The sequence below is a fragment of the Brachymonas moutaii (nom. illeg.) genome (assembly GCF_049977365.1).
Taxonomy (GTDB): domain Bacteria; phylum Pseudomonadota; class Gammaproteobacteria; order Burkholderiales; family Burkholderiaceae_C; genus Brachymonas.
Genome location: NZ_JBNGEN010000006.1, coordinates 86,312 through 111,303 on the forward strand (window position 1 = coordinate 86,312; position 24,992 = coordinate 111,303).

A 24,992-nucleotide genomic window follows, 5' to 3' on the forward strand; every position below is an offset into this window, starting at 1 on the left:
CATTTTTCCTTTTCCTTCCATTCCGCTCACGGGCCCCATGCTCGACGACATCAAGAAAACCCTCTGGGCCACCGCCGACAAGCTGCGCGCCAACATGGACGCTGCAGAGTACAAGCATCTGGTGCTTGGCCTCATCTTCGTCAAATACATCTCTGACACCTTTGCCGCCCGCCAGGCCGAGCTGCGCACCCGCCTCACCGACCCCGACGACGAATACTTCTACGGCAACGCTGCCCCCGAAGACATCGACGCCGAGCTCGAAGACCGCGACTACTACCGCGAAGTCAACGTGTTCTGGGTGCCCGAGCCCGCCCGCTGGGAAACCCTGCGCGCCGCCGCCAAGCAGCCCGCCATCGGCCTGCGCATCGACGAGGCCCTGGACCTGATCGAGACCGAAAACCCCCGGCTCAAGGGCATCCTCGACAAGCGCTACGCCCGCGCCCAGCTGCCCGACGGCAAGCTCGGCGAGCTGGTCGACCTCGTCTCCACCATCGGCTTCGGCCAAACCCCCGGCACCGCCCGCGACGTGCTCGGGCAGGTGTACGAATACTTCCTCGGCATGTTCGCCAGTGCCGAAGGCAAGCGCGGCGGGCAGTTCTACACCCCCGCCAGCATCGTCCGGACCCTTGTGGCCGTGCTCGCCCCGCATCGCGGCCAGGTGTACGACCCCTGCTGCGGCTCGGGCGGCATGTTCGTGCAGAGCGAGAAATTCATCGAAGCCCACGGCGGCCGCATGGGCGACGTGTCCATCTACGGACAGGAAGCCAACCCCACCACCTGGCGCCTCGCCGCCATGAACCTCGCCATCCGGGGCATCGACTTCAACCTGGGCCGAGAGCCCGCCGACACCTTCACCCACGACCAGCACCCCGACCTGCGGGCCGACTACATCCTGGCCAACCCGCCCTTCAACATCAGCGACTGGTGGCACGGCAGCCTCGAAGGCGACCCCCGCTGGCAGTACGGCACCCCGCCGCAGGGCAACGCCAACTACGCCTGGCTGCAGCACATGCTCCACCACCTCAAGCCCACCGGCCGTGCCGGCATCGTGCTCGCCAACGGCAGCATGAGCAGCAGCCAGAACAGCGAGGGCGCCATCCGCGCCGCCATGGTCGACGCCGACGTCGTCGAAGTCATGGTCGCTCTGCCGGGGCAGCTCTTCTTCAACACCCAGATCCCCGCCTGCCTGTGGTTTCTGGCCAAACAGAAGCAGCGCAGCGGCGAAGTGCTGTTCATCGACGCCCGCAAGCTGGGCAAGATGATCTCCCGCGTGCAGGCCGAACTCGACGATGCCGCCATCGCCCGCATCGCCGACACCGTTGCCGCCTGGCGCGGCGAAGCCCGCCCCGGCGCAGAAATGGCCGCCTATGCGGACGTACCCGGCTTCTGCCGCAGCGTCCCCCTGGCCGAAATCGCCCAGCACGGCCACGTCCTCACCCCCGGCCGCTATGTGGGCGCTGAAGAGGTGGAAGACGACGACGAAGCCTTTGCCGACAAGCTGCAGCAGCTCACCACCCGGCTGGGCGAGCAGATGACCAAGGGCGCGGAGCTGGATGCGCTGATTCGGGAGAAACTGGGGAGGCTGGGGTATGAGTTCTGAGTGGCTAATCAAGCGCTTGGGGGACTGTTGCGAAAAAATTGGTAGTGGAGCCACTCCAAAAGGTGGCAAAGATGCTTACCTCGATCAAGGGCCAGTCAGGCTGATTCGCAGCCAGAATGTCCACAACAATGGCTTCTCGTCGTCCGGGCTCGCTTACATCAGTGAAGAGCAGGCAAGAAAATTGGAAGGCGTTTCGGTCAAGGCTGGAGATGTCTTGTTGAACATCACTGGCGACTCAGTTGCTCGTGTATGTCAAGCACCACAACAATTCGTTCCGGCGCGGGTAAATCAACATGTAGCCATCATTCGACCAACACAGCGAGACTTCGACGCTCGTTTTCTTCGATACTTTTTGGCATCTCCGCAGCAGCAAGACCTGATGATGGGATTGGCCGCGGCAGGGGCTACGAGAAATGCGCTGACTAAGCGGATGATTGAGGATTTCCAAGTTCCCTGCCCACCGTTGTGTGTGCAGCAAAACGTCGCAGATACGCTGGGTTGTCTCGACGACCGCATCACCCTCCTGCGCGAAACCAACGCCACCCTCGAAGCCATCGCCCAGGCGCTGTTCAAGTCGTGGTTCGTCGATTTCGACCCCGTGCGCGCCAAAATGACCGGCCACCCCCCCGAAGGCATGGACGCCGCCACCGCCGCCCTGTTCCCCGATTCGCTGGAAGAATCAGAGCAGGGGCTGGTGCCGAAGGGGTGGAAGCTTGTTCCCTTTGGCAATTTGCTTTCGCACACGATCGGCGGGGACTGGGGAAGCGACGCCCCAGATGAGAAAAATGATACGCGAGTAGCGATCATTCGAGGGACTGATATCCCTGATCTGCAATCAGGCGGGGAAAACCGTGTTCCGATCCGATATACCAGTGCAAAGAAGTTGGCTTCGCGTGAGATACAGGACGGCGATATCGTCTTGGAGGTTTCTGGGGGCAGTAAAGATCAACCCACAGGTCGATCGCTCTACATGACGGAAATGTTGTTGCGGAAGTTTGAGTGCCCTGTTGAACCTGCCAGTTTTTGTCGCTTGTTCCGGCCGACAGACAGGGGGCTTGGCATCTTGTTGAGTCAGCACCTGACGTTCATATATGCGGCAGGCAAGACATGGGAGTATCAAAACCAAAGCACGGGAATTGCGAACTTCCAGACCACACACTTTCTCGAAAAGGAGTTGGTTGCTGTTCCTGGCGGGGGAGTCCTCGAATTATTTGCATCGCTAGTAAGGCCGATTTTTGATCGGGTGCAAGCTGCACAAATAGGTGAACTAGCTAAACTGCGCGACACCCTTCTCCCCCGCCTCATCTCCGGCCAGCTCCGCATCACCGACATTGCTGAAGAGGTTGCTGCATGAGCACGCATCTAGACGAGCCAACGGTAGACGAACGCGAGGCCTTGTGGACACATTTCCTGGCTCGCTGGCCACTGGAGCGTCTCTCAGAGATGACGCTGCAGCAGTACAACCAGGCGGGCGATGACGATCACTTCTGCCGCTGGCTGGAAAAACACACCGAAGCCTTGGGCTCCATCTGGGGCGGCTCTTCCCTGAAGTTCGGTATCTACTCGCGCAGCGGCACGACCTCGAAAGAGCCCTCGGCCCAAAAAGGCGTGCTGCAAGACGCCCACTACGGCTGGTACGCCAAGTACGGTGCCACCCCTGACGAAGCCTTTGCCAAGGTCCGTCAGTTGATTGTGCAAACCGCGCAGGCCGCCCGTGCGGGCCGTCTGGACGAGGTGGAAAGCATCGACCTGTGGCCCATCTTCCGCCGCAAGATCGCCTTCCTGTACCAAGACCGTCAGAACCCCTGCTTGCTGCCCATCTACCTGCGACCCATGCTGCAGTTGGCCTGGCAGGGCGATACCGATGCACCTCAAGATGCCGCATCGCTGTACCGCGGCATCATGGCCCAGCGCGGCAACCGGGGATTGATGGCGTTCTATCAAGACCTGCTCGTAAACATCAAGGCCGCGCAGGCTCAGCAAGCCACCGCGCAGGCGTCAGAAGTCCTGTCTCACTTTGCCGCTGTGCCCGACCTGGCCAATCGTCTGCAAGCCGCTGGGCAAGCCGAAGCCTTCTGTCGCCTAGCCCTGGCCTTGAACGAAGCCGGTCTGGACTGGTGGATCACCGGCACACAAGCCATGCATGCCGGCCGCACCGACGACCCCAAGGTGTGGCAAACCGCCGTGGCCTTGGAGCTGGAATGCACCGCGCAAGGCCTAAGGGGGCGGCTCAACACACCGGCCGATGGCGCACCGCCACCGGCTTGGCAGATGTTGGACAGCACCTTGGCCGAGCATTGGGCTGAACAGGCCGCTGCAGACAGCCGGGTGTCTGACCTGATCAGCCGAGAGGCCTGCTGGCCTGACGACTACAACCAGTCCAGCACCACACTCACGGTGCTGTTGAGCGGTGGTGCGGTGCGCAATGGCTACATCAAGGTGCCCAAGTTGCAGGCGTTGTTCCCTGAGCACGTCATCGCGGCTGACGAGAAGGCGACCTCTGGCACCTTCCAGCTCATCTTGCCCAACGGCACGCAGATTGAAACCTGTTTGCTTGCCAATCGAGGTCGGATCAAGGCGCGCTTCAATGGCCTGTTCAACCAGCTCGGCGTGCAAGAAGGCGACCGGGCGGTGATTCAAAAAGAAGCCGACGGCCTTTACCGCCTGCTGATCAACGCCGTGCCGCACGCTGCGGCCGCTCCCGCCTCATCCACCAGCGCACCGCCCACCTCAACATCCTCTCAGGCCAGCCCCATGAGCTCTGAACCCTTGAACCAGATCCTCTATGGCCCGCCCGGCACCGGCAAAACCTACGCGACCATTGAGCGCGCCCTGCGCATCCTGGACCCCGCGCTGCTGGCTGCGCTCAAAGCCGAGACCAACCCTGATCAGCGTCGCGCAGCCATGAAGGCGCGTTTTGATGCGCTGAAGGCGGCTGGCCGTGTGCGGTTCGTCACCTTCCACCAAAGCTTCAGCTACGAAGACTTTGTCGAAGGCATCCGAGCCCAGTCCAGCCCGGAGGGGCTGCGCTACAGCGTCGAGCCCGGCGTGTTCAAGCAACTGTGCCAGGACGCGGCAGACATGCCCGATGTGGACAAGGTCATCCAGCAGTTTCTGGACGATGCCGCCGACACGCCCCAGACTTTGACAACGCCCAAAGGCAAGCCCTTCACGGTCACGTATCAGGAAGGCAATGAAACGGTGGCGTGCTTGCCAGCCTCGTCCACCACCAACAAGGCGTTACCGGCCAACATTGACGCGGTCAAGCAAGTGCTCAGGGGGCAGCCTCCGCAGAAGATCTACTGCGAAAGCTATGTCCTGGGTATCGCGAACCACCTCAAGCCCAAGCTACCGGCCAGCGGTGCGGCTGCGCAGGTGCGTCAACCTCATGTGCTCATCATCGACGAAATCAACCGGGGCAACGTGTCTCGCATCTTCGGTGAGCTGATCACCCTCATCGAGCCCTCCAAGCGGGCCGGTCAGGCTGAGGCCTTGTCCACCACCTTGCCGTACTCGCGCGAACCGTTCACCGTGCCTGACAACGTGTACCTGATCGGCACCATGAACACGGCCGACCGCTCGCTGGCCAGCCTGGATGTGGCCTTGCGCCGTCGCTTCGTGTTTGAAGAACTGCCTCCTGAGCCAGCTTTGCTCAATGGCGTGAAGGTGGCGGGCCGCGTGCCGGCCGATGCACTGCTGTCGGTGATGAACCAACGCATCGAGGCCTTGCTGGACCGTGACCACCTGATCGGCCATGCCAGCTTCATGCCCCTGGTCGCCGAGCCCACCTTGTCCAAGCTGGCCGAAGTGTTCAGACGCCAGGTGCTGCCCTTGCTGCAAGAGTACTTCTTCGAAGACTGGCAGCGCATTCAGTGGGTGCTCAACGACCACCGCAAGCCCAAGGCCTTGCAGTTCGTACGTCAAAGCCCGGTGAAGGTGGCGGACCTGTTCGGCGCCAACGTGCAGGTGTCTGCCCGCCCCTTGTGGGACATCAACGAGGCCGCGTTTGACAACATCGAGGCGTATGCCGGCGTGATCAACAGCCCTACGTCGTCAGCCGAAGAGGCTGGTGCACAGGCTGAGGACGCGCCGTGAGCCACGTCATCGTCTGCGAGCATGCCTCGTTGACGACCGAGGCGTGTGTGCCCACGCTGAGCTTGGCCGGGGTCTCACCCACGGCTTTTGATTACCTCTGCCAGCTCAGCGAAGGCTTCAAGCGCAGTGGAGCAAGCTTGTTGCAGATCGAGGGGCAGCAGCGTTTGCGCCTGGATGGCTATGTGGGTGTCATTCAGACCCCATGCGGCACCACGGTGGAGGTGCTACCCAAGCACATGGACGCGGAAGCCCCCGAAGCCGCGCCGGCATGCCGTCGGCTTCTGCACAAGCTGATTCAGTCGTTCTTCGATGTGCCTAGCCGCGAGGTGGGCGCTGCCAGCCTGGAAACCTTCAAGCTGCCACTGCATGAGTGGTTGATGCAGCGCTTTGTGGAAGAGCTGGACCGCATCGTCCAGCGTGGGGTGCGTTTCAGCTACCAGCGCGTGGAAGAAGAGCAGTCATTCTTGCGTGGGCAGCTGAACGTTGTGGCTCAGCTACGCCAGCCTCTCGGTCGGGCTAACCACTTCCAGATCCGACATGATGTGTTCACGCCTGATCGCCCGGAGAACCGTTTGCTCAGGACGGCGTTGGAGCGTGTCTGCAAGCTGACTCAGCAGCCCGATACTTGGCTCTTGGCGCACGCACTCAGTCTGAGGCTGGCGGACATCCCTATCAGTACCCAGATCGAAGCCGACTTCAAAGCCTGGCGCAACGATCGACTGGCGGCGCATTACCAGGCCGCGCGGCCGTGGTGCCAACTGATCTTGCGCCAGATGATGCCTCTGGCCGTGCATGGGTCAACCCAAGGCATGAGCCTGCTGTTCTCGATGGACAAGCTGTTTGAGCGGTATGTGGCTGCTTGGTTGCGCAATCGGCTGGATGGTACCTGCCGCATCAGAACCCCAGCAGCCAGCAAATACCTGTGCCGGCAAGGCAGCGAGCAAATGTTTCGCCTGGAACCAGACATCTTGGTAGAGCATGGCCAGCAGCGTAAATGGGTGCTTGATGTCAAGTGGAAGGTGCTGGATGAAAGCGACCGAGATGGCAAGTACGGGATGTCTCAGCCTGACCTTTATCAGTTGTTTGCCTATGGGCACAAGTACATGGGCGGTGCGGGTGACATGGCACTGATCTACCCCATGAGCCCCAGATTCCGTAAGCCCTTGCAGCCGTTCTGCTTCTCGGATGAACTGCGGCTGCACGTAGTGCCATTTGATCTGGAGGCAGACCAATTGATTGAGTCATCGCAACTGACGCTTCCAATGGCCCGGCTTCGAGCTTCGCGGAGCACTGATACTGCTCACCTCAGTTTTCCTTATCAGCCAATCTACTGATGACTTACCCCAAAGTCCTAATCACCGACGAGTGGGTGTTGCCGGTTTCATCTCGAGGTTTGCCGATGAACTGGATGGCTGACGCCAAGCCTCTTCTGCAACAATTTCAACTGATACACCTGATTCTGGGTATCTGAAGGGGCTGGGAGGCCTATGACCGAAGACCAACTTGAAAAGGATGCTCTGAGCTGGCTCGTCGAGGTCGGCTATACCCATCTGAGCGGGTACGACATCGCCCCTGATGGCCCCGCTCCTGAGCGCGACCACTTCCGCCAGGCGCTGCTGCCGGAGCGCCTGCGCGATGCCATCGCCCGCCTGAATCCGCACATTCCGCCTGCGGCGCGGGAGGATGCCTTCCGGCAGGTGCAGGATCTGGGCGTGCCCGCACTGCTGTCGGCCAACCGGCGTTTTCACCATCTGCTGGTGGGCGGGGTGCCGGTGCAGTACCAGAAGGACGGCGAAACGCGGGGCGACCTTGTGCGGCTGGTGGACTGGGAGCATCCGCAGGCCAATGTCTGGTGGGCGGTGAACCAGTTCTCGCTCAGGGGGCCGCACCACACGCGCCGGCCCGACATCGTGCTGTTCCTCAACGGTCTGCCCGTGGTGCTGCTGGAGCTGAAGAACCCGGCCGACGAGAACGCCGATGTCTGGAAGGCCTACGAGCAGATCCAGACCTACAAGGAGCAGATTCCCGATGTGTTCCAGTACAACGAGGTGCTGGTGGTGTCGGACGGCTCCGAGGCCCTGATGGGCGCGCTGTCGAGCACGGCCGAGCGCTACATGGCCTGGCGCACCATCGACGGCGTGACGCTCGATCCGCTGGGCGCGTTCAACGGGCTGGAGACGCTGGTGCGCGGGCTGCTGGCGCCGGCGAACCTGCTGGAATACCTGCGCTACTTCGTGCTGTTCGAGGATGACGGCGGGCTGGTCAAGAAGATTGCGGGCTACCACCAGTTTCATGCGGTGCGTGCGGCCATCGAGCATGTGGTGGCGGCCTCCCGTCCGGGCGGCTCGCACAAGGGGGGCGTGGTGTGGCACACCCAGGGCAGCGGCAAGAGCATCACCATGACCTGCTTTGCGGCGCGGGTGATGCAGGAGCCGGCCATGCAGAACCCCACCATCGTGGTGCTGACGGACCGCAACGATCTGGACGGCCAGCTCTTTGGCGTGTTCAGTCTGGCGCAGGATCTGCTGCGCGAGCAGCCGGTGCAGGCGCACACCCGGCAGGACCTGCGCGCCAGGCTGGCCAACCGTCCTTCGGGCGGCATTGTGTTTGCCACCATCCAGAAGTTCATGCCGGGGGAGGACGAGGACACCTTCCCGCTGCTCTCGGACCGCAGCAACATCGTGGTGATTGCCGACGAGGCGCACCGCACGCAGTACGGCTTCGAGGCCCGGTTCAAGACCCTGCGGCCCCGGGCGGCTGTGGCGTCGGCCGCAGCCGATGGCCGCACGCCTGCCCTGACGACCGGCCACAGGCGCGGAGCCGGGGAGGCGCTGGCAGCGCGTCTGGCGCCGCCCGCCGCGTATGGCGTGACGCCTGCCGCAGCGCCCGAGGTGCACAGGTACCAGGCCGGCTATGCCCAGCACCTGCGCGATGCGCTGCCCCATGCGACCTTCGTGGCGTTCACCGGCACGCCCGTGTCCAGCGCGGACCGCGACACGCGGGCGGTGTTTGGCGACTACATCCATGTCTACGACATGCAGCAGGCCAAGGAAGATGGCGCCACGGTGGCCATCTACTACGAGAGCCGTCTGGCCAGGCTCAGCCTGAAGGAGGACGAGCTGCCCCATCTCGACGAGGAGGTGGACGAGCTCACCGAGGACGAGGAGGAAAGCACCCAGGCCCGCCTCAAGACCCGCTGGGCTGCGCTGGAAAAGGTGGTGGGGGCGGAGCCCCGGGTGGCGGCGGTGGCGGCCGATCTGGTCAGCCACTTCGAGGAACGCAACCGGGCGCAGAGCGGCAAGGCCATGGTCGTGGCCATGAGCCGCGACATCTGCGTGCACCTGTACGACGCCATCGTCCGGCTGCGCCCCGACTGGCACGACCCCGACCCCGCCCGGGGTGCCATCAAGATCGTGATGACGGGATCGGCCAGCGACAAGGCGCTGCTGCGCCCGCACATCTACAGCGCCCAGGTCAGAAAGCTGCTGGAACGGCGCTTCAAGGACCCGGCCGACCCGCTGCGTATGGTGATCGTGCGCGACATGTGGCTGACCGGCTTTGACGCCCCCTGCGTGCACACCCTGTATGTCGACAAGCCCATGAAGGGCCACACCCTCATGCAGGCCATTGCCCGCGTGAACCGCGTGTTCCGCGACAAGCAGGGCGGCCTGGTGGTGGACTACATCGGCATCGGCAACGAGCTGAAGGCCGCGATGAAGGAGTACACCGCCAGCCAGGGCCGTGGCAAGCCCACGCTCGATGCCCACGAAGCCTACGCCGTGCTCGAAGAAAAGCTCGACGTGCTGCGCAGCATGCTGCATGGTTTCGACTACAGCGGCTTTCTCACGGGCGGACACCGCGTGCTGGCCGGCGCGGCCAACCACATTCTGGGGCTCCGGGGAGACGGCCCGCGCGACGGCAGAAAGCGCTTTGCCGACGCGGCGCTGGCCCTGGGCAAGGCCTTCACGCTGTGCTGCACGCTCGACGAAGCCCGTGCCGTGCGCGAGGAAGTGGCCTTCATGCAGGCCGTGAAGGTGATTCTGACCAAGAAGGACACGACCCGGCAGCGCAAGACCGACGAGCAGCGCGAGCTCGCGATTCGCCAGATCATCGGCTCGGCCGTGGTCTCGGACAGCGTGGTGGACATCTTCGATGCCGTGGGGCTGGACAAGCCCGACATCGGCCTGCTCGACGACGACTTTCTGGCCCAGGTGCAGAACCTGCCGGAACGCAATCTGGCTGCGGAGCTGCTGGAGCGCCTGCTGGAGGGCGAGATCAGGAGCCGGTTTGCCACCAACCTGGTGCAGGAGCGCCGGTTCTCGGAGCTGCTGGGCAACGTCATCCGGCGCTACCAGAACCGCTCCATCGAAACCGCGCAGGTCATGGAAGAGCTGGTCGACATGGCCCGCAAGTTCCGCGAGGCCGCATCACGCGGCGAGCGCCTGGGACTGAGCGAGGACGAGGTGAAGTTCTACGATGCGCTGCTCGCCAACGAGTCCGCCGTGCGCGAGATGAGCGACGAAACGCTCAAGAAGATCGCCCACGAGCTGACCCACAACCTGCGGCAGAACATCAGCGTGGACTGGGCCCAGCGCGAGAGCGTGCGGGCCAAGCTGCGGCTCATGGTCAAGCGCATCCTGCGCAAGTACAAGTACCCGCCCGACCTGGCCGACGCGGCAGTGGAGCTGGTGCTGGAGCAGGCCGAGACCATTGGGGACGAGTGGATGCCGGCCTGAGAGCGCAGGGCCTGCGCCCGCCTGTCCGCCCGCACGGCAAAAAGCCCGCGTCCTTGCGGGAGTGCGGGCTTGCAGCATGTGGCCGGGAGGCGGGGCGATCAGAACGGGATGTCGTCGTCCATATCGCCGAATCCGCCTGCGTCGGCTGCCGGGGCCGGAGCGGCGGGGGCTGCTGCGGGGCGGGGAGCCGGTGCGCGGGGGGCGGCAGCGGCACGGGCCGGGGCGCTGTAGCCGCCGGCGGACTGGCCGTAGCTGTCGTCCTCGCCATAGCCGGAGCCGCCGCCTTGGCCGCCCATGCCTTCGCGGCGGCCGAGCATCTGCATCTGGTCGACGCGGATTTCGGTGGCGTAGCGGTCCTGGCCGGTGGCCTGATCCTGCCACTTGCGGGTGCGGATGCTGCCTTCGACGTAGATCTGCGAGCCCTTGCGCAGGTACTGGCCGGCGATTTCGGCCAGGCGGCCGTTGAAGACGAGACGGTGCCACTCGGTGTGCTCGCGGCGCTCGCCGGTCTGCTTGTCCTTCCACTGGTCGGTGGTGGCCAGGGTGACGTTGGCGATCTGGTCGCCGCTGGGGAAGCTGCGCATTTCGGGGTCGCGCCCGAGGTTGCCCACCAGAATGACTTTGTTGACGGATGCCATGGAATTCGTTCCTTCCTAGTCCCTTGCCTGTCAGCCGGAGGGAGGCAAGGGGGGTGATGAAAAAATAAGGACACATTCCCGCCGCAGGCGGCCGGTGCGCATGCCTGCGGGAGACGCATGGCATTGTGCAGGATGCGGAAGCCCTTGCCAATTCCCCGGACGGCGGGGGCATGGGGTGGCAGGAAAGGACCGGGATGATACCGCGTGCGGAATGCGGATCACGCCGGCGATGCCGGAAAGGAGGCTGCGGGCGTCGCTGTGGCCTCGGGCGATGCCGGGAGCAGGCGGGCGAGCAGGGCGCGGGCGGTGGGGCGGTCGAGGTAGCGGGGAATGCCGTAGGTGCCGTGGGCCTCGGCAAAGGCGCGGTCGATGAGCAGGTCGACATCCTGCGCCCGCAGCGCCTGCACGGTGGAGGGAATGCCCATGGCGGCGTTGAGCTGGCGGATGTGGGCGATGAAGGCCGTGGCGGCATCGGCATCGGGCAGGGAGGCCTGGGCCACACCGGCGCAGCGGGCCAGATCGGCCAGCCGGTGCGTGCAGGCCGGCAGGGCGTGGGCGAGCACTTCGGGCAGGACGATGGCGTTGGCCAGCCCGTGCGGCACGCCATAGAGCCCGCCGAGCTGGTGGGCGAAGGCGTGCACATACCCTACGCCGGCCCGGGTGAAGGCAAGACCCGCCATGCTGGAGGCCAGGAGCATGTCCTCGCGGGCGGTCAGGTCATGCCCGTTGCGGAAGACCTGCGGCAGCGTGCGCACGAGGGTGGCGCAGGCGGTGCGGGCGAGGGTGTCCGTATCGGGCCGGGCCAGCGTGGAGAGGTAGGCCTCGATGGCGTGGGTGAGGGCATCCATGCCGGTGCAGGCGGTCAGAAAGGGCGGCAGCCCGAGCGTGAGCAGCGGGTCGAGCGCCACCATGTCGGGGGTGAGTCTGGGGTCGATCAGGGCGATCTTGGTGTGGCTGTCGCGGTCGGCGATGACGGCCGCAATGGTCACCTCGGAGCCGGTGCCTGCCGTGGTGGGCACGGCAAAGAGCGGCAGCCCCCGGCGGCGGGGGCGCGCATACAGCCACAGCCCGCGCAGCTCCGCCGGGGGGCGGTGGTTGGCATGGCACAGCACCATGGCCTTGGCGCAGTCGATGGAGGAGCCACCGCCGACCGCCAGCACGGCATCGGCGCCGGTCTGGCGCAGCCGTGCCACGCCGCGCAGCACCAGCGCATCGTCGGGATCGGGCTGCACCTCGTCGAACAGGTTCATACGGACGCCGGCATCCTCCAGCGCATGGCGCAGCGGATCGACCAGACCGAGCTGTACCAGCGGCGCATCGGTGACGAGCAGCACCTGTCGGGCACCGCTGCGGGCGATGGTGCGGCACAGGCTCAGGGCAGCATGCGGCCCGACCAGGGACAGCGGCCGGGGAAAGACGAGAAAGGGCAGGGCGGCGCGGTTGATGGCCACGCGCAGGCGGCTTGCGAGGTACATGCAGGAGCTCCCGGAAGAGGGCCATCTTCGCATGGGGAGCTTCTTTTTCCGCACGGTCGTGCAGAAAACCGGGTTTTCCCCGGATGTCCGGCTTTCCGCAGGCCCCGGCGGGCCTGCTGGGGCCGAGGCCGGGATGCGGGGGCCTCAGGCCGCGCGAGCCGCTGGACGGGGCGGGCGGGCCGGCGGGCGCAGGCCCCACACGGCCACGAGCCACAGCACGGTCAGGGCCGCGCTGCCCAGGAACAGGGCCTGGGCACCGGCCACCTTGAGCAGCACGCCGCCGAGCGCACCACCCGTGAACAGGCCGAGCGACTGCATGGTGTTGTAGACGCCCAGGGCCATGCCGCGGGTCTGCGGCGTGGCCAGGCGCGACATGATGCTGGGCTGGGAGGCTTCGAGCATGTTGAAGCCGCTGAAGAACACCAGCAGCGCCAGCGCGATGCTCCACATCGAGGGTGCGATGCCGATGGCCTGGCGGCCGGCGAGCCACCACAGCGCGAGCTGCACCAGCCCCACGAGCACGATGGAGGTCAGGAACACCTCGCGCAGCCGGCCCTGGCGCTCCATGCGGAACAGCACGCCGCCCATGACCACGAAGGAGCCGATCACGGCCGGGAGGTACACCTCCCAGTGGTGGTTCTTGTCGAGCCCGGCCTGCACCAGCAGCATGGGCACCACCATCCACATGGCCAGCTGCACGGCATGCAGCACGAACACGCTGACGTTGAGCCGCAGCATGTCGGGGTGGCGCAGCACGGCCGCGAGCGAGCCGCCGACGGCGTGGCCCTTGTGCAGCGGGGGTTCGTCCGGCACGATCAGGTACAGGCCGGCGATGGCCAGCAGGGCGAGCACGGCCACGAGCCAGAACATGCCCGACAGGCCCATGAGCGCGTCGAGCAGCGGGGAGAGGATCAGCGCCACCGAGAACACCAGGCCGATGCTGCCGCCGATGATGGCCATGGCCTTGGTGCGCACCGCATCGCGGGTGAGGTCGGCGAGCAGGGCGGTCACGGCGGCCGACACGGCTCCCGCTCCCTGCAGGGCACGGCCCCAGAGCAGGCCGTCGAGCGAAGTGGCCAGCGCAGCCACTGCGCTGCCGATGGCAAAGACCACCAGCCCCAGCGTGATCATGCGCTTGCGCCCGAAGCGGTCGGACGCCATGCCGAAGGGCAGCTGCAGCACCGCCTGGGTGAGGCCGTACACGCCCATGGCCAGGCCGATGCTCGCCGGATTGGCGCCGGGGTAGTGGCTCGCCTCGATCTCGAAGACCGGCACGACCAGAAACAGGCCCAGCATGCGCAGGGCGAAGATGAGCGCCAGGCCCAGACTGGCGTGGCGCTCGGAGGGATTCATCTTGCTGGAGGAGTCCGCGTCGCCAGCGGCGGGGACGGAGGAGGCAGGGGTGTTCACGAAGGCGGTCCTTGCAACGGAAGTGCCGCCCGGCAGCCGTCCTTCGCGGGGGGAGGGGCTGGCGTGGCGGCAGGAGCTGTGCGTGTCGCAGGACAGGGCGGCACGCAGGGCGCTGAAAACGCCATTTTCAGGGATTTTACGGATATCGGAGCACAAAGGCCCTGATCGTGCCGTGGGGGTGGCGTCAGCGGCAGCCGTGGTAGTTCTTGCGGCCGGAGGGCGTCAGGGTATAGCGGCCGCCGCGTTTGCCCACCAGGCAGGGGCGCGCCTCGCCGCGTGTGCTGCGGCGGTGGGTGGTCACGCGCGTGACCTTCTGGCGGCCCGAGGCACAGGCCGACTGCTGCATGGAAGTGCGGCCGTCGGGCGTCTGGCAGTGGTAGACGTACATCTCGGTGGGGGCCGAGGGCGCGGCGGAAGCTGCCAGGGGGGCCATCAGCAGGCCAAGCACGGCAGCCAGCAGGCATCGGAACGGACGGGATGGGAGCAGGGCATGCATGTCAGAACGGAGCGTGTGAGAGGAAGGGAAGGAGGCAGGGCGCCCCCGCATGAGCGGCAGGAGGTTCAGATTTCCACCTTGGAGCCGAGTTCGACCACCGCGTTGCTCGGCAGGTGCAGGAAGTCGGCGGCGCCGCTGGCGTTGTGGTGCATCTGGGCAAAGAGCTTTTCGCGCCAGGGTGCCATGCCGTCGCCCACCGTGGGCACCACGCTGTCGCGCGAGAGGAAGTAGCTCGTGAGCATGGGGTCGAGCTGGCAGCCGTGGGCCGTGAGCACGGACAGCGCCTGGGGCAGGTTGGGCTCGTCCATGTAGCCGTAGTTCACCACGACCTGCCAGCAGTCATGCCCGAGCGACTCCACCGTCACGCGCTCGGCCGGGTCGATCCAGGGCGACTCGTGGTTGCAGACGGTCACGAAGATGTTCTGCTCGTGCAGCACCTTGTTGTGCTTGAGGTTGTGCAGCAGGGCGTTGGGCACGTTCATGCGGTTGGCGGTCAGGAACACGGCGGTGCCGGCCACGCGCGTGGGCGGGGCCATGAAGACCGCATCCAGAAAGGGCTTGAGCTCCATGCCTTCCGAGACGAGCTTGCGGTTGAGCAGGGCCCGGCCGTCGCGCCAGGTCACCATGAGGGCGAACACCGACCCCGCAATGAGCAGCGGAAACCAGCCCCCGTGGGCGAGCTTGAGCAGGTTGGAGCCCCAGAACGCCAGATCCACCACCAGGAAGAAGCTCGTGGCCAGCAGGGCCGGCAGCATGCGCATGTGCCAGCCGTAGTGGATCACCACAAAGGTGAGCAGCGTGGTGATGAGCATGTCGGTCGTCACCGCAATGCCGTAGGCAGCCGCCAGGTGGCTCGACGAGCGGAACAGCATCACGGCGAGCACGATCATCACGAACAGGCTCCAGTTCACCAGCGGCACGTAGATCTGGCCCGCCTCACGCGCGCTGGTGTGCAGCACCTGCAGACGGGGCAGGAAGCCGAGCTGCACCACCTGCTTGGTGACGCTGAAGGCGCCCGAGATGAGTGCCTGCGAGGCGATGACCGTGGCGGCGGTGGCCAGCACCACGAGCGGCACCAGGCCCCAGGTCGGCGCGAGCAGGAAGAAGGGGTTCTTCACGGCCGAGGGGTGGGCCAGCAGCAGGGCGCCCTGCCCGAAATAGTTGAGCGTGAGCGCGGGCATGACCATGAAGTACCAGGCCAGCCGGATCGGCCGCTTGCCGAAGTGGCCCATGTCGGCGTACAGCGCCTCGCCGCCGGTGACGCACAGCACCACGGCCCCCAGGATGATGAAGGTCACCTTGGGCTGGCTCCAGATGAAGTGCAGGGCGTAGGTGGGGCTGATGGCCTTGAGGATTTCCGGGTGGCCGGCGATGTGCCAGATGCCGAGCGCGGCGATCACCAGGAACCACAGCGACATGACCGGCCCGAAGAAGCGCCCGATGCCGGCCGTGCCGTGCTTCTGCACCCAGAACAGCACCAGCAGCACGACGAGGGTGATGGGAATCACGTACTCCTGAAAGGTCGGGGAGACGACTTCGAGCCCCTCGACCGCCGAGAGCACCGAGATGGCCGGGGTGATGACCCCGTCGCCGTAGAAGAGGCAGGTGCCGAAGATGCCCACCAGCAGCATCCAGTGGCGCAGCCGGGGCCGGTCCTGCACCGCCTGCGAGGCGAGCGTGAGCATGGCGACCAGACCCCCTTCGCCGTTGTTGTCGGCGCGCAGCACGAGCGTCACGTACTTGAGCGTGACGATGACCGTGAGCGTCCAGAAGAAGATCGAGAGAATGCCGTAGACGTTGGTGGGCGTGAAGGGCACATGGCCCGACCCGAACACCTCCTTGACCGCGTAGAGCACGCTGGTGCCGATGTCGCCGTAGACGATGCCCATGGCACCGAGGATGAGCATGGGCAGGGAGGTGGGGGCGTGGTGTTCCTGATTCTGCAAGGGCGATGCGTGTGCCAGGGGCCCTGACCCGTGCAGGACGGTCCACGGGCCATGGCGCACGTCCATGAAAGGGGAAAAGGCTCGGGGTCCCGTGGGCACACGTCTTGCAGGCGCAGGCCGGGGACCGGCGTGTGATCAAGTGTACCGAATTGTGAACGGCACTCCCACCCCGCGTTTCCCCCGCGCGTGCCCGCTCCCCCGTGGTGCGGGCACAGCGGGAGCCGCAGGCTCAGATTTCGACCTTGGAGCCGAGTTCCACCACGCCGTTGCTGGGCAGGCGCAGGAAGTCGGCCACCGAGCTGGCGTTGTGGTGCATCTGGGCAAAGAGCTTTTCGCGCCAGGGCGCCATGCCCTCGCCCAGCGTGGGCACCACGTTGTCGCGCGAGATGAAGTAGCTCGTCTTCATGGGATCGAGCGGGCAGCCCTGCTCCTGCAGAGGCTGGATGGCCAGCGGCAGGTTGGGTTCGTCCATGAAGCCGTAGTTGAGGCAGACCTGCCAGCAGTCGTGCCCCAGGGGGGTGACGGTCAGGCGGTCTTCGGGGGCGATCCACGGCACCTCGTGGTTGCGCACGTTCACGAACAGGTTGTAGCGGTGCAGCACCATGTTGTGCTTGAGGTTGTGCAGGAGCGCGTTGGGCACGGTGCCCGGGTTGGCGCTCAGGAACACCGCCGTGCCGTTGACGCGTACCGGCGGCTCCAGAAAGAGCGCGTCCAGGAACTCCGACAGCCCCAGGCTGTCGCGCCGCAGCTTGCTCGTGAGCAGCGTGCGCCCCTGCTTCCAGGTCAGCATCAGGATGAACAGCGCCCCGGCGATGAGCAGCGGAAACCAGCCGCCTTCGATGAGCTTGAGCAGGTTCGACGACCAGAAGGCGAAGTCGATCAGTATGAAAAAGGACGTGGCCCCCAGCGCCACCGGCAGCGGGTAGTGCCACACATGACGCACCACGAAGTAGGTCATGAAGGTGGTGATGATCATGTTGGTCGTCACCGCGATGCCGTAGGCACCCGCGAGGTTGGCCGAGGAGCGGAACAGCACCACCGCCAGCACGATGGCCACGAACAGCGCCCAGTTCACGAAGGGCAGGTAGATCTGGCCGGTTTCCTGGGCGTTGGTGTGCAGCACCTGCAGGCGCGGCAGAAAGCCGAGCTGGATGATCTGCTTGGTGGCGCTGTAGGCCCCCGAGATCAGCGCCTGCGAGGCAATGACCGTGGCGGCGGTGGCCAGCCCCACCAGCGGCAGCGTGAGCCAGGCCGGAGCCATGAGGAAGAAGGGGTTCTTCATGGCGGCCGGATGGGCGAGCAGCAGCGCGCCCTGCCCGAAGTAGTTGATCGTGAGTGCGGGCATCACCAGCGCATACCATGCGATCTGGATCGGGCGGCGGCCGAAGTGGCCCATGTCGGCATACAGGGCCTCGCCGCCGGTGACGCACAGCACCACGGCACCGAGCGTCACGAAGGTGACGAGCGGCTGGCGGGCAATGAAGCGCAGGGCAAACAGGGGGTTGATGGCACGCAGGATGTCGGGATGTCCGGCGATCTGCACTGCGCCCATGACCGCGATCACGATGAACCACAGCACCATCACGGGCCCAAACAGTCGCCCGATGCCGGCCGTGCCGTGCTTCTGCACCAGAAACAGCCCCAGCAGGATCACCAGCGTGAGCGGAATCACCCAGGGCTTGAAGGCGTGCGAGACCACCTCCAGCCCCTCGACCGCCGAGAGCACCGAGATGGCCGGGGTGATGACCCCGTCGCCGTAGAACAGGCAGGCTCCGAAGATGCCCAGCAGCAGCAGCAGGTTGCGCGTGCGCGGGCGGTCATGCACCGCCTGGGTGGCTAGGGCCAGCAGGGCCACGAGGCCGCCTTCGCCGTGGTTGTCGGCACGCAGCACCAGCGTCACGTACTTGAGCGAGACGATGAGGGTGAGCGTCCAGAAGAAGAGCGACAGTATCCCGTACACATTGGCCGGAGTGGGGCTGATCTGCCCCACGTCGAATACCGTCTGGACGGCATACAGCACACTGGTGCCGATGTCGCCGTAGACCACGCCGATGGCGCCCAGGATGGCGGCGCCCATGGCCGTCTTTGCGTTGTCATGGTGTTGCATGCATGTGCCACGCACCGTCGGAGGGGCCGGTCTGCGCGCACCGTGCAGGCACGGCGGCAGCGGCGGGTGGCCCGCTCCTCTCCTGCCGCACAGGGGCAGCAGGTAACCTGCACCCATTTCCGGCAGGCCGGGAATGGACAAGGCGGTGATAGATCGCGTCCTTGAAACAAGATGTGTGCATTGTGCCGTTTCGCATGCAAATGGCAACAGGATGCTGAATGGATTTTCTGTGCCCCAGGCAGGGGGCTGCTGCGCGGTGTGTGGCGTGCGATCGACAGAAATGCTGCCCTGCAGCATGCTTTTGCACTGGAGGGCGGCGCTGCGTGCGCAGTTCCTGCAAGCGGAAGTATGCAGCGCGGTCGCTGCGGGAGCTGGGGGGAGGGGCACGGGATGCCTCCCGGATTTTTCGGAGCCCGGCCCGGCATGCATGCCGGAAGACACGGCACGGCCTGGCATGGTGGGGGTGCTGCGCGGCAGATGCGGTGGAGGATGCCATGTCGGGCGATGGCCGGCGGCGGCCTCGTCCCGTGGCGTGGGCTTTACGCGGCAGGGGCGGGCGGGACGGGAGGATCGTCCGCTGCGCTTCCCACGGCTGGCGTCGTGGGAGCTGGTGTCGGCGTGGCGTCAGGCCTTTCCGCCAGGGGGGCGGTGGGCAAAGGTGCAGGAGCAGCCGGGGACGGCGCACGTCCCGGCGGGTCGATGGATTCGAAGCGCACCGAGAACAGGGCGCCACGGCGGGTGGCGCGGGGCTGGGCGTCTTCCAGCGTGATGGTGGCACCGTGGCGGCGGGCGATCTCGCGCACGATGGGCAGGCCCAGCCCGGACCCGTCCGCCCCGTTGCCCAGCGTGCGGTAGAAGGGCTTGAACACCTCCTCGCGCTCGCTCGGGGCGATGCCGGGGCCATTGTCTTCCACCTGCACCATCAGCACCCGGCCGTAGGGGTCGGAGAGCACGCGCGCCGTGACCATGCCGGGCAGGCTTTCGTCGTCGGCAGGGGTGTAGTTGATGGCGTTGTCCACCAGATTGCGCACCAGTTCCTGCAGCAGCACGGGGTTGCCTTCGACCCAGGCGCCTTCGTCGCCGGGGCCGATGCCCTCGTAGCCGAGGTCGATGTGCTTGTCGAGGGCGCGCGGCAGGCAGTCCTGCACCACCTCGCGGATCAGCCTGGGCATGTTGCAGGGCAGGCGTTCGAGCGTGCCGTTCTCGGCGCGCGACATGGCCAGCAGCTGGTTGACCGAGTGCGTGGCGCGCATGCTGGAGCGGCCGATCTGTTCGAGCGTGTGCTTGAGCTCCTCTGCGCTGGTGCCGGTGCGCAGCGCCAGGTCGGCCTGCATGCGCAGACCTGCCAGCGGCGTCTTGAGCTGGTGGGCCGCATCGGCCAGAAAGCGCTTCTGGTTGGCGGCCAGCTGCTTCTGGCGGTCGATGAGCTCGTTGACCGAGCCCACGAGCGGCGACACCTCGATGGGCACCGAACGCGCATCGAGCGGGCTCAGGTCGTCCGGCGAGCGGGCGCGGATGCGCTCCTGCAGCTCCCCGAGGGGCCGTATGCCGCGCGACAGCGCGAGCCAGATCAGCACCAGCGTGATGGGCAGGATGATGAACTGCGGCAGCATCACGCCCTTGATGATCTCGGTGGCCAGCAGCGAGCGCTTCTCGCGCGTTTCGGCCACCTGGATGGTGATGGTGTGGTCGGCGATCTCGCCCCGGGAGGCATAGGGGGCGAGGGCCGTCTCGCCGGCCAGCACGCGCAGCTCCACGATGCGCACATCGAGCGACTGCCCCTGCCCGGTGTGCATCACGCCGTCGCGCAGCTGCACCTGGCCGATGGGGGGCTCGGGCAGGTCGGAGTCGGGCGGCGGAAAGCCGCTCTCGCCGCCCATGAGCTCCCCGCGCGGGCCCCGGATCTGGAAGAACACCTGGTCGGTGCCGTCGGCGCGCAGCAGGTCGCTCGCCTGGGGCGGGAGCGAGAACGAGGGGTGGCCCTGGGCATCCATGCCCACGAGCTGGGTAAGGGCCTGGGCGCTGTTGATGAGGGCGCGGTCGAAGGGCTTGTTGGCGATGTTCTGCGCCACCAGCCACGTCAGGCCCAGGCTGATCGGCCACAGGAGCAGCAGCGGCGTGAGCATCCAGTCGAGAATCTCGCCGAACAGCGAGCGTTGCTCGCGGCGGAACAGTCTCCAGCGCACGCGGGGCCGCTCCGGTCAGGGGGCGATCTTTTCGAGACAGTAGCCCAGTCCGCGCACCGTGGCGATGCGGATGGGCCCCTTCTCGATCTTCTTGCGCAGGCGGTGGATGTACACCTCAATGGCGTTGTTGCTCACCTCCTCGCCCCACTCGCACAGGCGCTCGACGAGCTGGTCCTTGCTGACCAGTCGCCCGCTGCGCTGCAGCAGCACTTCCAGCAGGCCCAGTTCACGCGCCGAGAGATCGATCATCTTGCCGTCGATGGTGGCCACGCGGCCGGTCTGGTCGTAGACGAGCGGGCCGTGGCGGATGATGGACGATGCTCCACCCATGCCACGCCGCACCAGCGCACGCACCCGGGCTTCGAGCTCCTGCAGGCTGAAGGGCTTGGCCATGTAGTCGTCGGCACCGTAGTCGAGCCCCTTGACGCGCTCTTCCACGCTGTCGGCGGCGGTCAGGATGAGCACGGGCATGTGCGAGCCGCGGGAGCGGAGGTTGCGCAGCACCTCCAGCCCGTGCATCTTGGGCAGACCGAGGTCGAGGATCAGGAGGTCGAATTCCTGGCTCGTGAGCAGCGCCGCCTCGGCCTCGCTGCCCGTGCTGACATGGTCCACGGCCGCACCGGCGCTGCGCAGGCTGCGCATCAGGCCATCAGCCAGCACCTGGTCATCTTCGGCGATCAGAATTCGCATGTCATCTCCTGCTCTCGTGGCGTGCGGCGCCTTGTCTCTGGGCGTTTTATCGAATTGTAAAACGGTCTTTCAACGCCCGAGGACAAGGCCCCTGATGCGGACCGGCCACAGGGGCCGGCGCACGCGGGACATGCAGGAAACGGCAGGGGCTGTTCCGCCCCGCTTCACGCTCGCTTGATGAGGCGCAGCACCACGATGAGGATCACGGCGCCGAGCGTGGCCACCAGGATGCGGCCCAGCAGCCCACCGCCCGAGCCGCCGAAGATGAAGCCGCCGATGAGGGCACCGAGCACCCCCACAGCCATGTCTCCGGCCATGCCAAAACCGCCACCCCGCATCAGCGTGCCTGCCAGCCAGCCTGCCACGAGACCCACGAGAAGAAGATAAAGGATTCCCATGATCCATGACTCCCATCTCCGCACTTTGGGGCATTCCGGGTGGAATGCGCCTTCCGAGTCCGGTGCAACCAGTCTAGTGCGGGCATGGCTGCGCCTTATGGAACATGGCGTAAATGTCTGTTTCGGTCACTACGATCCGTAGGTGGGCAGGTGTTCTGTCGTTATCGGAATGGATCGGCGGTCATCTTGTGGTGATTTTTCAGGGTGCGCCATGGATCTCGGCGTCTGGGGGAGCGGGCTGGAGGGGGCAATTGGCCCAGCCACCCGGGAGCGGGCCACCCGGTTCAGGGGCTCTGGAAGTGCTGGAGCCAGTGGTTGATCTCGTGGGCCTGCAGGGCCTGATCGTCGGGCGAGCCCAGAGGCGTGTCCATGAAGGAGGCTATCCGGGCCATGTCGATGTGTGCCCCGGCAGGGTCTGTGCCATCGAGCACCAGCACGCGCCGCGCATCGAAGCCGGGCTCCTGGCGGGCCAGAGGGCTGGTGGTGATGATTTTCCTGTGGAAGAACAGCGCTTCCACGCCGCGCATGGTGCTGCCGAACTGGTTGTGCTGCACGATTTCCAGCAGGCAGCGCGAGCGGGCGACGTACTCCAGATTTTCGGCATAGGTGAGCGATGCGTGGCTGAGGAAGGTGCGTTCCTCGGCGGAATACACGGCCCCCCTGTCCGGCACGATGCGAAAGAAGCACCGGTAGCCGTTCTGTTCTGCCAGTGTCTTGAAGCGCATCAGAAAAGGCAGGCGCCCCTTGTCCATGCCGATGAAGCAGAAATCGTAGTCCATCGCGGCAGACGCCGTGGCGGGCAGGGCGACATGGCGAAATGGCTGGGGCAGCAGCGTGAATCCGTACGTCTGCGCATCCTGGGCATCGAAGGTGGTGACGTGGTCCGAGACCTTCCGTATGGCGCGCAACCGCTGTGCGATCCTGAACTTCTTGCCCCTGAATTCCACGACCGGATTCCACAGGAATGAAAAAATCCGGCCGCGTCCCACGTACTTGTGGAGCAGGCGCAGATCCTTGGCATTCATGACGGAAAAAAGAATCACCACGTCCTGCGGCGTGATGTCCTTGGCCAGTTGCATGAGATCGGCCGAGCCATACAGGTTCAGCGGAACCACCGGGAAGAAGGATTCCAGCCAGCGCCGGATTTTCTGCGCCAGTCCCTTTGTCTTGGAGCTGTACTGCACCAGACGCACATCGGTGCGGTGCAGCCCTTCAAAAATGAAGCGGGTCAGGTCTGAGCTGAAGTCGGCAATGACGTAGATCATGGTGAGTTTCTGCGTCCCCGGTGGCGCATGGTGCTGTGGTTTTCGGAGCGCAGCGCAGTGCAATCTGCCACCCTGCGGTGGCGACAGGCGCGTGCCTTGCCCGTCCACCGCCTTGAGGGACGTGAAGTCAGCCTGCGCAGGCCTGGCGCTGGGCCTGCTGCAGCAGGGTGCGCGTGCGCAGGGCCTCGGCGCGGGCGGCGGCAGCATAGTCCTCGCCTTCGGAGGCGTACAGAATGGCCCGGGACGAGTTGACGATGGCGAAGGCCGTGCTGCGGGCGCTGCCGTCGGCGGCCAGGCTGCCGCGCCAGCCGGCCGCGATGGTGGCATGGGCGTCTCCGCCCTGCGCGCCCACGCCGGGGATGAGGAGCGGCAGATCGGGGGCAAGCTCGCGCACGCGGGCAATTTCGCCGGGGTAGGTGGCGCCGGTGACCAGACCCAGCTGGCCGTTGCGGTTCCACGGGCCCTGGGCGAGGCTGGCAATGTGCTCGAACACGCGGGGCTGGCCTTCCACCGAGGCGAGACGCTGGAACTGCAGGTCGTCTCCGCCGGGGTTGGAGGTGCGGCACAGCAGAAAGGCGCCCTTACCATGGCGGCGCAGGTAGGGCTCGACCGAATCGAAGCCCATGAAGGGCGAGAGCGTCACGGCGTCGCAGCCGTAGCGCTCGAACGCCTCAATGGCGTACTGCTCGGCCGTGCTGCCGATGTCGCCGCGCTTGCTGTCGAGGATGACGGGCATGTGTGGGGCCACTGCGCGGATGTGGGCCACGAGCTGTTCGAGCTGGGCCTCGGCACGGTGGGCGGCAAAGTAGGCGATCTGCGGCTTGTAGGCCAGCGCCAGGTCGGCGGTGGCGTCCACGATGGCGGCGCAGAAGTCGAAGATGCGTCGCACATTGCCGCGCAGTGCGGCGGGAAAACGCTTCGGGTCGGGATCGAGTCCCACGCACAGCGAGGACTGGTTGCGCTGTTCTGCCGCGCCAAGCATCTCGAGGAAGGTCGGGGTCATGCGCGCCATTCTAGAGCCAGTCAGGGGGCTGCGCGGGAGGGTTTTGAGGGGCTTTTTTGGGGGCGGCCCGGTGATCGGGAGGCGGCGGGCGCCGGGGGCGCTGCAGACGGGCAAAGGCGCTGAATTCCCAGGCGCGCATGGTCAGCAGCAGGGTGTAGCCCTCGCGGTCGCGGGCGGCCACCTTCTGGTCGGCCAGATGCTGCTGGCTGAAGTCGGCCGCGAGCTTCTGCATGCGTTCCACGAACAGCGGGGCGTCGGCGCGGGTGATGCTGCCGTGCACGAACAGCAGGCATTCGTCCTCGCCCGCGAACGGGCCGCCGAAGTATTCGAGCAGCGCGTGCTCGCGGAAGTAGGTCATCACCGGCCCGTTCGGCCGCCAGCGGAAGCCCTTGGCGATGCGCAGGCGGTAGCGGTTGAGCGGGCGCAGCTCCAGGATGCCGAGGTGGTCGAGCTGCACCAGCAGCGCCGTGCATTCGGCCTCGCCAAGGCGGTAGTGCGCCACCATCTGCTCGAAGGTCCAGTGGCTCAGGGCGCAGATGGCCACGAGCAGGAGGCGCTCGTCGGCCACCACGGCGTGCTCCTGTTCGGCGGTGAGTTCGATGAGTTCGGGCTGGTGCTCGACCACGCGGCGGGCCAGGTCGGCAAAGTCGAGGTGCAGCACGCGGCAGATGGCGTCGATGCGGGTCAGGGGCATGTCGGCGCGGGCGAACATGCGCTTGACGCTCGATTCGGCCAGCCCGAGCTGGCGGGCCAGACCCGCATAGGTCACACCGGCCTGCCGGAGTTCGGCCTTGAGGGCGGCAATCAGGTCGGCGGTGCTGGACATGGCGGCAGAGAAGGGCGGGAGTGTGTGTGGGACGGCCACAGGCGGGCAGAGCGGCCTGCGCGGGCATTGTGGCATGTTCGTGCCGTGCACAGGCCTGCGCGCATCGCGTGGATGCCACGTG

General features: G+C 65.9%; 16 protein-coding genes and 2 pseudogenes. 6 read left to right on the forward strand and 12 right to left on the reverse strand.

Annotated features, from left to right (window positions below; translation table 11 throughout):
* Window positions 1–37: 37 nt before the first annotated feature.
* From ACP2WS_RS08260 to ACP2WS_RS08285, 6 genes and pseudogenes are all read left to right on the forward strand, one after another.
* Window positions 38–1,600: a class I SAM-dependent DNA methyltransferase gene (locus ACP2WS_RS08260; RefSeq protein WP_426460362.1), complete on the forward strand. Its 1,563-nt coding sequence runs from the start codon at window positions 38–40 to the stop codon at window positions 1,598–1,600.
* Window positions 1,590–2,954 (forward strand): restriction endonuclease subunit S, encoded by a 1,365-nt coding sequence (locus tag ACP2WS_RS08265; protein ID WP_426460363.1) that lies wholly within the window; start codon window positions 1,590–1,592, stop codon window positions 2,952–2,954. The genes ACP2WS_RS08260 and ACP2WS_RS08265 overlap by 11 nt, the downstream gene beginning before the upstream one ends.
* A complete protein-coding gene (locus ACP2WS_RS08270; RefSeq protein WP_426460364.1) occupies window positions 2,951–5,695 on the forward strand; it encodes an McrB family protein in 2,745 nt (914 codons plus the stop codon). The genes ACP2WS_RS08265 and ACP2WS_RS08270 overlap by 4 nt, the downstream gene beginning before the upstream one ends.
* Window positions 5,692–7,029 (forward strand): McrC family protein, encoded by a 1,338-nt coding sequence (locus ACP2WS_RS08275; protein WP_426460365.1) that lies wholly within the window; start codon window positions 5,692–5,694, stop codon window positions 7,027–7,029. Before ACP2WS_RS08270 ends, ACP2WS_RS08275 begins: the two co-directional genes overlap by 4 nt.
* A 153-nt stretch (window positions 7,030–7,182) precedes the next feature.
* Window positions 7,183–9,372, forward strand: a pseudogene (locus ACP2WS_RS08280) (type I restriction endonuclease subunit R); the annotation flags it as partial.
* 66 nt (window positions 9,373–9,438) lie between these two features.
* Window positions 9,439–10,431 (forward strand): annotated as a pseudogene (locus ACP2WS_RS08285) (DUF3387 domain-containing protein); the annotation flags it as partial.
* Between the two features lie 98 nt (window positions 10,432–10,529).
* Here the strand turns inward: ACP2WS_RS08285 and ssb are convergent.
* The 12 genes from ssb to ACP2WS_RS08345 all read right to left on the reverse strand — a co-directional run bounded on the left by ssb (window position 10,530) and on the right by ACP2WS_RS08345 (window position 24,871).
* The gene (ssb, locus tag ACP2WS_RS08290; RefSeq protein ID WP_426460366.1) at window positions 10,530–11,069 is read right to left on the reverse strand and encodes a single-stranded DNA-binding protein; all 540 of its coding nucleotides are present in this window, start codon (window positions 11,067–11,069) and stop codon (window positions 10,530–10,532) included.
* Window positions 11,070–11,287: 218 nt separating this feature from the next.
* Window positions 11,288–12,544: an iron-containing alcohol dehydrogenase gene (locus ACP2WS_RS08295; protein WP_426460367.1), complete on the reverse strand. Its 1,257-nt coding sequence runs from the start codon at window positions 12,542–12,544 to the stop codon at window positions 11,288–11,290.
* A 144-nt stretch (window positions 12,545–12,688) separates the two neighbouring features.
* The gene (locus ACP2WS_RS08300; protein ID WP_426460413.1) at window positions 12,689–13,897 is read right to left on the reverse strand and encodes an MFS transporter; all 1,209 of its coding nucleotides are present in this window, start codon (window positions 13,895–13,897) and stop codon (window positions 12,689–12,691) included.
* Between the two features lie 241 nt (window positions 13,898–14,138).
* Entirely contained in the window at window positions 14,139–14,450 is a 312-nt protein-coding gene (locus ACP2WS_RS08305; protein WP_374493225.1) for a hypothetical protein, read from the reverse strand.
* 65 nt (window positions 14,451–14,515) lie between these two features.
* On the reverse strand, window positions 14,516–16,357 hold the full coding sequence (locus ACP2WS_RS08310) for a potassium transporter Kup (RefSeq protein ID WP_426460414.1): 1,842 nt from the start codon (window positions 16,355–16,357) through the stop codon (window positions 14,516–14,518).
* A gap of 268 nt (window positions 16,358–16,625) precedes the next feature.
* Entirely contained in the window at window positions 16,626–18,503 is a 1,878-nt protein-coding gene (locus tag ACP2WS_RS08315) for a potassium transporter Kup (protein WP_426460368.1), read from the reverse strand.
* 539 nt (window positions 18,504–19,042) lie between these two features.
* Complete coding sequence (locus ACP2WS_RS08320; protein ID WP_374493362.1) at window positions 19,043–20,629, reverse strand: sensor histidine kinase; 1,587 nt, start codon at window positions 20,627–20,629, stop codon at window positions 19,043–19,045.
* A gap of 75 nt (window positions 20,630–20,704) precedes the next feature.
* Entirely contained in the window at window positions 20,705–21,379 is a 675-nt protein-coding gene (locus tag ACP2WS_RS08325) for a response regulator (protein ID WP_374493221.1), read from the reverse strand.
* A gap of 164 nt (window positions 21,380–21,543) precedes the next feature.
* Entirely contained in the window at window positions 21,544–21,777 is a 234-nt protein-coding gene (locus ACP2WS_RS08330) for a GlsB/YeaQ/YmgE family stress response membrane protein (protein WP_374493219.1), read from the reverse strand.
* A 284-nt stretch (window positions 21,778–22,061) separates the two neighbouring features.
* Window positions 22,062–23,042, reverse strand: a complete 981-nt coding sequence (locus ACP2WS_RS08335) for a WaaS/CpsH family glycosyltransferase (protein WP_426460369.1) — start codon at window positions 23,040–23,042, stop codon at window positions 22,062–22,064.
* Between the two features lie 127 nt (window positions 23,043–23,169).
* Window positions 23,170–24,054, reverse strand: coding sequence for an orotidine-5'-phosphate decarboxylase (gene pyrF / locus ACP2WS_RS08340; protein WP_426460370.1), 885 nt, complete (start codon window positions 24,052–24,054; stop codon window positions 23,170–23,172).
* A 1-nt stretch (window position 24,055) separates the two neighbouring features.
* Entirely contained in the window at window positions 24,056–24,871 is an 816-nt protein-coding gene (locus tag ACP2WS_RS08345; RefSeq protein ID WP_426460371.1) for a helix-turn-helix domain-containing protein, read from the reverse strand.
* Window positions 24,872–24,992 lie beyond the last annotated feature (121 nt).

What these genes read in the sequence shown, in the direction of transcription:
- ACP2WS_RS08260 (WP_426460362.1), top strand. Translation starts at nt 38, where the DNA reads ATGCTCGACGACATCAAGAAAACCCTCTGGGCCACCGCCGACAAGCTG.
- ACP2WS_RS08265 (WP_426460363.1), top strand. Translation starts at nt 1,590, where the DNA reads ATGAGTTCTGAGTGGCTAATCAAGCGCTTGGGGGACTGTTGCGAAAAA.
- ACP2WS_RS08270 (WP_426460364.1), top strand. Translation starts at nt 2,951, where the DNA reads ATGAGCACGCATCTAGACGAGCCAACGGTAGACGAACGCGAGGCCTTG.
- ssb (WP_426460366.1), bottom strand. Translation starts at nt 11,069, where the DNA reads ATGGCATCCGTCAACAAAGTCATTCTGGTGGGCAACCTCGGGCGCGAC.
- ACP2WS_RS08295 (WP_426460367.1), bottom strand. Translation starts at nt 12,544, where the DNA reads ATGTACCTCGCAAGCCGCCTGCGCGTGGCCATCAACCGCGCCGCCCTG.
- ACP2WS_RS08300 (WP_426460413.1), bottom strand. Translation starts at nt 13,897, where the DNA reads ATGAATCCCTCCGAGCGCCACGCCAGTCTGGGCCTGGCGCTCATCTTC.
- ACP2WS_RS08305 (WP_374493225.1), bottom strand. Translation starts at nt 14,450, where the DNA reads ATGCATGCCCTGCTCCCATCCCGTCCGTTCCGATGCCTGCTGGCTGCC.
- ACP2WS_RS08310 (WP_426460414.1), bottom strand. Translation starts at nt 16,357, where the DNA reads ATGCTCATCCTCGGTGCCATGGGCATCGTCTACGGCGACATCGGCACC.
- ACP2WS_RS08315 (WP_426460368.1), bottom strand. Translation starts at nt 18,503, where the DNA reads ATGCAACACCATGACAACGCAAAGACGGCCATGGGCGCCGCCATCCTG.
- ACP2WS_RS08320 (WP_374493362.1), bottom strand. Translation starts at nt 20,629, where the DNA reads ATGCTCACGCCGCTGCTGCTCCTGTGGCCGATCAGCCTGGGCCTGACG.
- ACP2WS_RS08325 (WP_374493221.1), bottom strand. Translation starts at nt 21,379, where the DNA reads ATGCGAATTCTGATCGCCGAAGATGACCAGGTGCTGGCTGATGGCCTG.
- ACP2WS_RS08330 (WP_374493219.1), bottom strand. Translation starts at nt 21,777, where the DNA reads ATGGGAATCCTTTATCTTCTTCTCGTGGGTCTCGTGGCAGGCTGGCTG.
- ACP2WS_RS08335 (WP_426460369.1), bottom strand. Translation starts at nt 23,042, where the DNA reads ATGATCTACGTCATTGCCGACTTCAGCTCAGACCTGACCCGCTTCATT.
- pyrF (WP_426460370.1), bottom strand. Translation starts at nt 24,054, where the DNA reads ATGGCGCGCATGACCCCGACCTTCCTCGAGATGCTTGGCGCGGCAGAA.
- ACP2WS_RS08345 (WP_426460371.1), bottom strand. Translation starts at nt 24,871, where the DNA reads ATGTCCAGCACCGCCGACCTGATTGCCGCCCTCAAGGCCGAACTCCGG.